This is a genomic window from Nocardioides sp. REDSEA-S30_B4, from assembly GCF_001627265.1.
Classification (GTDB): Bacteria; Actinomycetota; Actinomycetes; order Propionibacteriales; family Nocardioidaceae; genus Nocardioides.
Genome location: NZ_LUPI01000046.1, coordinates 23,139 through 33,612, shown reverse-complemented (window position 1 = coordinate 33,612; position 10,474 = coordinate 23,139). Strand labels below are relative to the sequence as shown.

The following is a 10,474-nucleotide window of genomic DNA, read 5'->3' as shown; positions in this document are numbered from 1 at the left end:
ATCGCCATGTTGGTCAGCGTCTGGGTCGTGGAGTCGTGGAAGGGCAGGAACAACCCGTAGCCCAGCGCCACCAGCAGCGAGGAGGCCACCAGCGCCCCGCGCGGCCCGAGCAGCCGCGCGGTCAGCGGCAGCGTGAACGCGCCGATCGCCAGGAACACGACGTACACCCCGACCAGCGTCGAGACGAAGGCAGCGTCCGCGCCGAGGCCGTAGCCGACGACGTCGGGGTCGGTGCGGGCGAAGGTGGACAGCGGGATCTGGGCGCCGAGCACGGACATGCCGAAGAGGAACGCCGTGAGCTGGATCGGCCACTGGTCGGTGCGTGCGAGGAGCCGCACGTCGACCATCGGGTCGGCCAGCGACCGCTCGAGCCGCACGAACGGCACCAGCGCCGCCAGCCCGGCCAGCACCAGCAGCCACGGCAGCGCCGCGGCCGGGCCCTGCAGCCGGATGGCGATGAGGCCGCCCATCACCAGGCCGAGGACCAGCGTGATCATGCCCAGGCCGCGCCAGTCGTACCCGCCGGTGGCCTCCCCGGGCACGTCCTCGACGCCGAACCAGACGAGCACCAGCACGACGGTCGTCACGATCGCCGGCAGCATCAGCAGGGTCGTCATCGACGTCGCCTCGACCAGCGCGCCGGAGGTGAGCGCGCCGATGATCACCGACAGCTCCAGCGCCCCGACCAGCACGGCGGCGGCGCGACGGGTGAGCAGCTGCTGGCGGCCGGTGTCGCGGGTACGCCGGTGGATGATCGCGACCTCGAGCGGCAACCACACGACGTACGCACCCTGGAGGGCCCACGCGACCAGGAAGGTGCCGAAGGACGGGGCGAACGCCACGCCCCACGAGGCCAGCGCGGTGACTGCGGTCGAGAGCACCAGCACCTTCTTGTGGCCGACCAGGTCGCCGAGCCGAGCCAGCGGCGGCACGCACAGCGCCGAGACGATCAGCTGTGCTGCCTCGAACCAGTTGACGTCGGCGTCGTCGATCCCGAGGTGGTCGGCGATGTCGCTGAAGATCGGCGTGTAGTAGCCCTGCAGCACGCCGCTGGCGACCTCGACGGCCACCAGCAGCCCGACGATCGCGAGCAGGCCCTGCCCGGGGGTGACGCCGGTGCGGGTGGGGGTGGTCATGCGGGGAGCCTCTCGATCAGGAGCCGGTACCACGCCACGCCGTCGAGGAAGTCCTCCACGCCGAGGTGCTCGTCGTGGGAGTGGATCGCCTCACGCTGGGCCTTGCTCATCCGGAACGGCGCGAAGCGGTAGACCCGCTCGCAGATCTCGGTGAAGTGCCGCGAGTCGGTGCCGGCCATCATCACGTAGGGCGACGGCACGGCGTCGGGGAAGACCTCGCCGATCGTGGTCTCCAGCAGGTCGAAGGCGGGGTCGGCGTGCTCGGCGGTGGAGTACGGCGACAGCGGGCTCGCCTCGCCCTCCTCGACGACCTCGATGTCGACCCCACGCCCCACGGCGCGGCGGACGTGCTCGAGCACCGACTCCACGGTGTCGCCGTGCGGGTGAGGACCGCGGGCACCCGCGCGGCGGCCGCGACGACGGGGCGCAGCGGGAGCGGCAGGTGCGGCCCGAGCCGGCGGAACAGCTCGACGTTCGGCGCGGGCAGGGCGGGTGCCATCGGAGACGACTCCAGCGCGGTGATCGCCTTCGCGATCCGTGCGGTCGGCCCGTTGCGGGCGGGGGTCGAGGCGTGGCCGCCGCGGCCCTCGGCGCGCAGCAGCAGCGAGGTGACGCCCTTCTCGGTGACGCCGACGACGGCGACCGGAGCACTCACGCCGGGGAAGGCCCCACCCGCGACGGCGCCGCCCTCGTCGAGGACGAACCACGGCTCGACGCCACGCTCGCGCAGCACCGCCACCGCCTCGGGCGCCGCCTGGCCGAAGACCTCCTCGTCGCAGCCGAAGGAGAGCCACATGTCCTGGGCGGGCTCGTGGCCGTCCTCGAGCAGCTCCTCGACCGCGGCGCAGATGGCGACCACGCAGCCCTTGTCGTCCAGCGTGCCGCGACCCCAGACCACGCCGTCGACCACGGCACCGGAGAAGGGCGGGTGGGTCCAGCGAGACTCGTCCTCGATCGGCACCACGTCGAGGTGGGCCATCAGGACCACCGGCTGCGCGTCGCTCGCCCCGGGCCAGCGGAACAGCAGCCCGTGGGTGTGCACCCGGGTCAGCTCCAGGCGCTCGTGCAGCAGCGGGAAGCGCCGCTCCAGCTCGGCCAGCAACGCGTCGAACACCTCGGTGTCCACCCCGTCGCGACGGCTCACCGTCGGGATCCGTACCGCCGCCTGCAACGCCTCCACGGCGCGCTCGCGCCGAGCCTCCCTCAAGGTCACGTGGGGACCCTACGCCCGCGCGTCCCTCAGCGACGGTCGATCGGCGCCCCGCCTCGTCTGGGATCCGAGACGCCTCGGCGGCGATGCTCGTTGACCCGGCACCGCCCCGGCGATGGACTGGAGAGGTGTCAGTCGTCCGTGGGAGCCGAGGGCCAGGTGCCGCCCCAGCGGCCGCGGTGCGCGACGTCCTCGACGGACTTGCGCTTACGCGTGCGCGGCGAGCCCCGGTTGCCGGTGTCCTGCGCCCGGTGGCCGATCGTGATCGCGCCGATCGGGTCGACGTCGTCGGGCAGCCACAGCTCCTCGCGCAGGTCGAGCTCGCGGTGCGGCGGCAGCCCGAAGAAGCAGGCACCAAGCCCCTCGTCTACCGCGGTCTGCAGGATCAGCAGCGCGGCCATCGCAGCGTCCATGTGCCAGTACGGCACGTTCCACGGGTCCCCGGCGGGGCTGCCGTTGCGCCGCCGGGTGCCCGCCTTGTCCGGCGCCGCGTAGCGGTCGAGGTACGCCGCTCGGTTGCTGCACGGCACGATCACGACCGGCGCGCGCATCATCCCCGCGAGCCACGGGTCGGGGTCGTCCACGTCGTCGGTCGCGGTCGTCCAGAAGCGCCGGACGTCCTCGGGCGAGTCGAGCACCACGAACGCCCACCCCTGGCTGAACCCGGCGCTCGGGGCGCGGGTCGCGTGGTCGAGCATCCGCTGCAGCACGGCCGGGTCGACCGGGGTGTCGGCGTAGTTGCGGACCATCCGGCGCCGGCGTACGACCTCGCGGAACTCCATGCCCCCGACCCTAGGAGCAACCATGCCCGCTGACTTCGAGGCGATGTGGCGTGAGATCGCGCCGGTCGGGCGCAACGTCGCGACCGGGGGCTACCTGCGCCAGCCGTGGACCTCGCCGGAGGCCGAGCTGCGGGCGTGGTTCGTCGAGCAGTGCGAGGCCCGCGGCCTGCGCGTGGAGCGCGACGGCCTGGGCAACCTGGTCGGCTGGTGGGAGCCCGAGGGCACCGATCCCAGCGACCGGCTCCTCACCGGCTCGCACCTCGACAGCGTCCTCGAGGGCGGTGCGTACGACGGACCCCTCGGTGTGGTCTCGGCGCTGGCGGCCATCGACCGCATGCGCGAGCACGCCGTGGTCCCGGCGCGACCCGTGGGGGTCGGGGTGTTCGTGGAGGAGGAGGGCTCGCGCTTCGGGCTGGCCTGCCTGGGCTCGCGGCTGCTGACCGGTGCGACGCCGTGGGCGACCGCCCGCGAGCTGCGCGACCGCGACGGGGTGTTCCTCGCCGACGCGCTGGAGGCCCAGGGGTTGCCCGGGATGACCGGCACGGCCGGCACGGCCGGCACGACCGGGGACGACGTCGACCTGCTCGCCGGGGTCACCACCTTCGTCGAGCTGCACGTCGAGCAGGGCCGTGCGCTGGTCGACCTCGGGCACGCCGTCGGCGTGGCGAGCGGGATCTGGCCGCACGGGCGCTACCGGTTCGACCTCGACGGCGTCGCCGACCACGCGGGCACGACCCGCATGGAGGACCGGCGTGACCCGATGCTCACCTACGCCACGACCGTGCTGGCGGCGAACGAGGCCGCTCGGCTCGCGGGGGAGCGCGCGACCTTCGGCCGGGTCGAGGTCAACCCCAACGGGACCAACGCGGTGCCGTCGCGGGTGACGGGCTGGCTCGACGCCCGCGCCTCGTCGGTCGCCTCGTTGGAGGCCTTGGTCGAGCGGATCACGGCGCGGGCGAGCGAGGGGGCCGAGCGTGACGGCACCACCGTCACCGTGACCGCCGAGTCGGTCTCCGGCGAGGTCTCCTTCGACCCCGGGCTGGCGGCGTCCCTGGCCACCGGCCACGCGAGCGGCGACTGGCCGGTGCTGCCGACCCAGGCCGGCCACGACGCCGGCATCCTGTCGGCGGCCGGCATCCCCACGGCGATGCTCTTCGTCCGCAACCCCACCGGCGTCTCCCACTCGCCCGACGAGCACGCCGAGGTGCCCGACTGCCTGGCCGGCGTGGACGCGCTGGCCGAGACGCTGACCCGGCTGGTGTCGTGACCGGCTACTCGCTCCAGCGTGCGTGGGTCGACGGCACGGTCCTCGACGACGTGCTCGTCGAGGTCGCCGGGGGGCGGTTCACCCGGGTCACGCCGGACGTGGCCGCGGCCGACGTCCCGCGCGCGACCAGGCTCGACGGCCTGACCCTGCCGGGCCTGGCCAACGCCCACAGCCACGCCTTCCACCGCGCCCTGCGGGGTCGGACCCAGCGCCAGCGCGGCACCTTCTGGACCTGGCGCGAGCAGATGTACGACGTCGCCGGCCGCCTCACACCCGACTCCTACCGCGAGCTGGCCGCCGCCACGTTCCGCGAGATGGTCGTCGCCGGCTACACGTCGGTGGGGGAGTTCCACTACCTGCACCACCAGCCCGACGGCACCTTGCACGAGGAGCCGAACGCGATGCGCGACGCGCTGCGCGACGCCGCCGAGACCGCCAGCATCAGGCTGGTCCTGCTGGACACCGCCTACCTCTCCAGCGGGTTCGGGGCGCCGCCCGAGGGCGTGCAGGTGCGCTACTCCGACGGGTCCGGTGCGGCCTGGGCGGCGCGGGCGGGGGCCGGCCCCGCGGCCATCCACTCCGTGCGGGCGGTGCCCCGCGACGAGCTGCACCACCTCCGCGGCCGGCACCCGCTGCACGTGCACCTGTCGGAGCAGGTCGCGGAGAACGACGGCTGCCTGGCGGCGTACGGGCTGACGCCGGCGGGGCTGCTGCACGCCGAGGGACTGCTCGGGCCGCGCACGACCGTCGTGCACGCCACCCACCTCACCGACGACGACATCGAGCTGCTGGGGAGCACGCGCACCAACGTCTGCCTGACCCCGACCACCGAGCGCGACCTCGCCGACGGGATCGGGCCGGCGCGACGGCTGGCCGACGCCGGCTGCCGGCTGAGCGTCGGGAGCGACAGCCACGCGGTGGTCGACCCGTTCGAGGAGCTGCGCGGGCTGGAGATGCACGAGCGGCTGGCCACCCGGGCCCGTGGGCACTTCACCGCGGCCGAGCTGCTGGACGTCGCGACCGCGCACGACGTGCTGGGCCTGGGCGACGTCGGCCGGATCGAGGTGGGCGCCCGCGCCGACCTCGTCACCCTCGACACCACCTCCCCGCGCACCGCCGGCACGGGCGACGACGAGCACACCGCGGTCTTCGCCGCCACCGCCGCCGACGTCACCCACGTCGTGGTCGACGGCCGGGTGGCGCACCGGCGCGGGGACGAGCCGACCGTGGGTGGCGCGCTGACCGAGACGATCGGGAGGATCTGGTCATGACCTCGACGCTGCTGACCAACATCGGCGAGCTGGTCACCAACGACCCCCACCGCGAGGGCCTCCTGGGCACCATCGAGGCCGCCGCGCTGGTCGTCGAGGGCGACCGGGTCGCCTGGGTCGGGCACGCCACCGACGCGCCCGCCGCGGACGCCGTCGTCGACGCGGGGGGCCGGGCGGTGCTGCCGGGGTTCGTGGACAGTCACAGCCACGTGGTCTTCGCGGGCGACCGGGCACAGGAGTTCGCGGCGCGCATGAGCGGGACGCCGTACGCCGCCGGCGGCATCCGCACCACCGTCGCCGCCACCCGCGCCGCGACCGACGAGCAGCTGCTCTCGCACGCGGCTCGGCTGGTGCAGGAGATGCTGCGACAGGGCACGACCACCGTGGAGATCAAGTCCGGCTACGGGCTGTCGGTGCGCGACGAGGCGCGCAGCCTGGCGGTGGCGCGACAGCTGACCGAGCAGACGACCTTCCTGGGCGCGCACGTCGTGCCGCAGGAGCACGCCGACGACCCGGCCGGCTACGTCGACCTGGTGACCGGGCCGATGCTCGAGGCGTGCGCCCCGCACGCGCGGTGGATCGACGCGTTCTGCGAGCGGGGTGCGTTCGACGCCGACCAGGCCCGCGCGGTGCTCGACGCCGGCGAGGCGGCCGGGCTGCGCGGGCGGCTGCACGCCAACCAGCTCGGCCCCGGCCCCGGCGTTCGGCTCGCGTGCGAGCGCGGCCTGCTGGCCGTCGACCACTGCACCTACCTCGACGACGCCGACGTCGACGCGCTGCGTGACTCCGGCACGATCGCCACCCTGCTGCCCGGCGTGGAGTTCTCCACCCGCCAGCCCTACCCCGACGCCCGCCGCCTGCTCGATGCCGGGGTCCGTGTCGCGCTGGCGTCGGACTGCAACCCCGGGTCGTGCTTCACCAGCTCCATCCCGCTCTGCGTCGCGCTGGCGGTGCGCGAGATGGGCTTGACGCCGGCTGAGGCGGTCCACGCGGTCACGGCCACGGCCGCGGCATCACTGGACCTCGACGGTGCGGACGGCGTCGGCCGGCTGGTGCCCGGGCGACGCGCCGACCTGGTGCTGCTCGACGCGCCCTCCCACGTGCACCTGGCCTATCGCCCCGGCGTCCCGCTCGTCGCCGGCGTCTGGCAGCGCGGGCGGCCGGTGCTCTGACCCGGTCAGGCCACCGGCACCCGGCACACCACCAGCCGTCCGGCCACCGAGCCGTCGCGGAGCCTGCCAGTCCTGCGGCGGGTCGTCGAAGTCGCCGAGCCAGGCCCGATCCACGACCTCAAGACCGGCACCGCGCAGCAGCCCGTCCAGCTCGTCGGCGGTGACGAAGTGGTTACCCTCGGGCGGGTCGGTGAGCTCCTCGACGGTCCGGACGAACACCAGGAGCCCGACCGCGCCGCCCCCGGCCACCACCCGCCGCAGCTCGGCGACCTGGGCGGCCTTGTCCTCGACGGTGCACAGCACCCCGAGCGACCAGCCGGCGTCGTACTCACCGTTCCCCACCGGCAGCGCGGCCCCGTCGCCGACGAGCGCCCGGAACCCGAAGAGCCGCTCCGCGGCCCGGCACGCCCCCTCCATCGGGTCCACCAGGGTCGGCTGCACGCCGTGCGTCTCCTGGACCAGCCGCGCCGGCCCGCCGACGCCGGCGCCGCTGTCGAGCAGCCGCATCCCCGGCGCCAGCCCCATCCGGTCCGCCAGCCACCGGAGCGCGGCCGGGCTGCCGCTGCCGCGGCACGCCGCCGGCAGCGCGTGGTCCTGCCCGAGCTCCTCGACCGCGTCTGCGGTCCAGCTCGCCACCGTGTCGAACTCCTCGACCATCGGTTCCTCGCTCATGCACCCTCCTGGATCCGACGACCGATCTCGGCCTTCACCTCGGCGCCGTCGAGCTCGCTCGACGAGCTGCCCCGTCCCGACAGGTTGACCCCTGACACGCCCGGCACCGCGAGCAGCGCCCGAGCCTCCTCGACGGCCGCCTCGATGCCTGCCTCCCGCACGTCGCCGGCGGCCAACACCCGCTCGACCCGGGCGTCGTCGAGGTGCAGCCCGGGGAACCCCTGCAGCACCCGCGCCCCCGCGGCGTCCGTGTAGACCGCCACGCCCGCCACGACGGGGATCGTGAGCCCCAGCTCCCGGGCCCGTGCGACGAACCGCGCCACCGTCTCCGGCGACCCGGCGTGGTTGAGCACCGCCACCTGTGCCCCGGCGCGCTGCTTCTCCACCAACCGCCCCGGGCGCAGCTGCCGTGGCGCGGCCTCCGGCGACTCCGGGACACCGACCGCCAGGCCCCGCCCCGCGGCCAGCGCCGCCAACCGGGTGCCGTCGAGGTCGAAGACCTGCGTGACCCCCGGCCGCACCCCCGGAGCCCGGCCGTCCCCGGTCACGCACAGCACCCCGTCGGCCTCGACCAGTCCCAGCCCGGCGACCTCCTGCTCCAGCACCACGCGGTTGCGGTCGCGGCAGGCCAGCGTCACCCACGGCACCCCGCCGGCCTCGCGGACCAGCGCCGCCAGCACCGTCGGCGGGAAGTCCGGCCGGTTCTGGTGCTCCCCGAGCAGCAGCGCGTCGCACGACCCGCGCATCACCGCGACGCTCTGCGCCACCGCGGCCGGGTCGTAGGACGGCAGCGTCAGGTCGCTCAGCACGGCGTCCCCGCGCTCCAGGGCTGCCAGCAGCACCGAGGACGACGGGCCGGGGGCGGCCTCACGCCCGGCCCACGGGACCGGGTCCTCGAGGTCGGCGAACGTGCACCGGTGGTCTGCCAGCTCGCAGCGCAGGTCCTCGCGCACCCCGCCGCACGGACCGAACGTCATGCCCTTCGGGCAGGCGGTCGCGGCGGTGGTCACCCCGATGACGCTACCCACGCCGCAGGCACCGACCGGGCGAGCCGGTGCCGGGCGAGCAGCCGGAGCCGGACGGACCGAACGAGCCCCTGCGCCGTCTCACCCCGCCGAGGGGGCCCGGCCGGAAGGCCCTTCGGTCCGTCCGGCTCCGACGGATAGGTTGCGCCCGTGCCCCGCCTGACGCCCGATCCGCACTCCTACGCCCGCCCCACCGAGGTCGTCGTACGCCGGATGGCGCTCGACCTCGACGTCGACCTGGACCGGCAGCGACTGGCCGGCAGCGTCACGCTCGACGTCGAGCGGGTCGACCCGGAAGCCACCGAGCTGGCCCTCGACACCTGGCACCTGGACCTCGGGGCGGTCACCGACGGCGACGGGACTCCACTCGAGCACCACGTCGGGGAGCACGACGAGATCCTCGGCGCCCCGCTGACGATCCGGCTCGGCGAGAGCGACCGGGTGGTCGTCCACTACGCCACCACCGACAAGGCCACCGCCCTCCAGTGGCTCGGCCCGGAGCAGACGTCGTCGGGCCAGCCGTTCCTGTTCACCCAGTCCCAGCCGATCCTGGCGCGCAGCTGGATCCCCTGCCAGGACAGCCCGGGCATCCGCGCGCCGTACGACGCGACCGTCCGCGTGTCCGCGCACCTGATGGCGGTGATGAGCGCGGAGAACCCCACCGAGCGCAGCGCCGACGGGCAGTACCGCTTCACCATGCCCGAGCCGGTGCCGACCTACCTCGTCGCCCTCGCCGTCGGTGATCTGCGCTTCCGCGAGCTGGGCGCCCGCAGCGGCGTCTACGCCGAGGAGGCCGTGGTCGAGGAGGCGGCGTGGGAGTTCGCGGACACCGAGGCGATGATCGAGGCCGCCGAGCGGCTCTACGGCCCCTACCGCTGGGGCCGCTACGACCTGCTCATCCTGCCGCCGAGCTTCCCCTACGGCGGCATGGAGAACCCCCGGCTCACGTTCGCCACCCCCACCGTCATCGCCGGCGACCGGTCGCTCGTCACCCTCGTCGCCCACGAGCTCGCGCACTCCTGGTCGGGCAACCTCGTCACCAACGTCACCTGGAACGACCTGTGGCTCAACGAGGGCTTCACGACGTACTTCGAGACCCGCATCGACGAGGAGATGTACGGCGCCGACTACACCTCCATGCTGCTGCGGCTCGGTCGACAGGAGCTGGAGAAGACCCTCGACGACGCCTCCCCGGAGCAGACCGTGCTGCACGCGGAGCTGGTCGATCCCGACGGCTACCTGCCGAAGCTGCCCTACGAGAAGGGCTCGCTGTTCCTGCGGATGCTCGAGGCCCGCGTCGGCCGCGAGACGTTCGACGCGTTCCTGCGCGACTACTTCGACCGGTTCGCGTTCGGCTCGATGGACACCCCGACCTTCCTGGCCCACCTCGAGTCCGAGCTGCTCGCGCCGGCCGGCCTGACGCCCGACGACGTGCGGGTCGAGGAGTGGATCCACGGTCCCGGCGTCCCCGACGACGCCCCGGTCTTCACCTCCGACGCTTTCAGCCTCGTCGAGGCGCAGGTCGCGCGGCTGCTGGCCGGCACCCCCGCCGCCGACCTCGACGTGGGCGGCTGGGTCAGCCACCAGTGGGTGCACCTCGTCCGCTCGCTGCCGGCCGACGCCGACCACGCGCTCCTCGACGACGTCGACGCCGCGTTCGGCTTCTCGACCACCGGCAACATCGAGGTCGCGACCGCCTGGTTCGAGCTGGTCGTCGCCGCCGGCTGGGTCTTCGAGCGGCCGGCCGCGGACCGGGCGCTGGGCGACCTGCTCACCCGGCACGGCCGGGCGCTCTACCTGCGCAAGGTCTACACCCGCCTCGCCGCCACCGAGCGCGGCAAGGAGCGGGCGTGGGAGATCTACGCCCTCGCGCGACCGACGTACCACCCCGTCAGCCAGGGCGTCGTCGACCGGATTCTCGCCTGACAGCGCCCGCAGT

8 protein-coding genes and 2 pseudogenes are annotated in these 10,474 nt (G+C 74.5%); 4 read left to right on the top strand and 6 right to left on the bottom strand.

Annotation, left to right across the window (positions count from 1 at the left end):
- From A6R01_RS10705 to A6R01_RS10690, 4 genes and pseudogenes are all read right to left on the bottom strand, one after another.
- Window positions 1-1,136: MFS transporter (locus tag A6R01_RS10705; protein WP_292605677.1), on the bottom strand; the 1,136-nt coding region annotated here is incomplete at its 3' end.
- Entirely contained in the window at window positions 1,133-1,843 is a 711-nt protein-coding gene (locus A6R01_RS18305; protein ID WP_366925106.1) for a M20/M25/M40 family metallo-hydrolase, read from the bottom strand. The genes A6R01_RS18305 and A6R01_RS10705, both read right to left, overlap by 4 nt.
- A pseudogene (locus A6R01_RS10695) lies at window positions 1,744-2,115 on the bottom strand (M20/M25/M40 family metallo-hydrolase); the annotation flags it as partial. The pseudogene A6R01_RS10695 and the gene A6R01_RS18305, both read right to left, overlap by 100 nt.
- Before the next feature lie 362 nt (window positions 2,116-2,477).
- Window positions 2,478-3,128, bottom strand: coding sequence for a nitroreductase family protein (locus tag A6R01_RS10690; protein ID WP_292605675.1), 651 nt, complete (start codon window positions 3,126-3,128; stop codon window positions 2,478-2,480).
- Window positions 3,129-3,150: 22 nt separating this feature from the next.
- Here A6R01_RS10690 and A6R01_RS10685 point away from each other — a divergent pair, with 22 nt between their 5' ends.
- From A6R01_RS10685 to hutI, 3 genes are read left to right on the top strand one after another with little or no spacing between them, the layout of a single operon-like run.
- Window positions 3,151-4,395, top strand: coding sequence for an allantoate amidohydrolase (locus A6R01_RS10685; RefSeq protein ID WP_292605673.1), 1,245 nt, complete (start codon window positions 3,151-3,153; stop codon window positions 4,393-4,395).
- Window positions 4,392-5,666 (top strand): formimidoylglutamate deiminase, encoded by a 1,275-nt coding sequence (locus A6R01_RS10680; RefSeq protein ID WP_292605671.1) that lies wholly within the window; start codon window positions 4,392-4,394, stop codon window positions 5,664-5,666. Before A6R01_RS10685 ends, A6R01_RS10680 begins: the two co-directional genes overlap by 4 nt.
- Window positions 5,663-6,838 (top strand): imidazolonepropionase, encoded by a 1,176-nt coding sequence (hutI, locus tag A6R01_RS10675; RefSeq protein WP_292605669.1) that lies wholly within the window; start codon window positions 5,663-5,665, stop codon window positions 6,836-6,838. Before A6R01_RS10680 ends, hutI begins: the two co-directional genes overlap by 4 nt.
- A 123-nt stretch (window positions 6,839-6,961) precedes the next feature.
- Here hutI and A6R01_RS10670 read toward each other — a convergent pair.
- Window positions 6,962-7,363 (bottom strand): annotated as a pseudogene (locus A6R01_RS10670) (methyltransferase domain-containing protein); the annotation flags it as partial.
- A gap of 143 nt (window positions 7,364-7,506) precedes the next feature.
- Window positions 7,507-8,538: a methylenetetrahydrofolate reductase C-terminal domain-containing protein gene (locus A6R01_RS10665; RefSeq protein ID WP_292605667.1), complete on the bottom strand. Its 1,032-nt coding sequence runs from the start codon at window positions 8,536-8,538 to the stop codon at window positions 7,507-7,509.
- A gap of 147 nt (window positions 8,539-8,685) precedes the next feature.
- On the opposite strand from A6R01_RS10665, the gene A6R01_RS10660 reads away from it, so the two are divergent.
- Complete coding sequence (locus A6R01_RS10660) at window positions 8,686-10,461, top strand: M1 family metallopeptidase (protein WP_292605665.1); 1,776 nt, start codon at window positions 8,686-8,688, stop codon at window positions 10,459-10,461.
- Window positions 10,462-10,474 lie beyond the last annotated feature (13 nt).

Excerpts from the sequence above, each read along its gene's own strand:
- hutI (WP_292605669.1), top strand. The coding sequence starts at position 5,663 with ATGACCTCGACGCTGCTGACCAACATCGGCGAGCTGGTCACCAACGAC.
- A6R01_RS10690 (WP_292605675.1), bottom strand. The coding sequence starts at position 3,128 with ATGGAGTTCCGCGAGGTCGTACGCCGGCGCCGGATGGTCCGCAACTAC.
- A6R01_RS10685 (WP_292605673.1), top strand. The coding sequence starts at position 3,151 with ATGCCCGCTGACTTCGAGGCGATGTGGCGTGAGATCGCGCCGGTCGGG.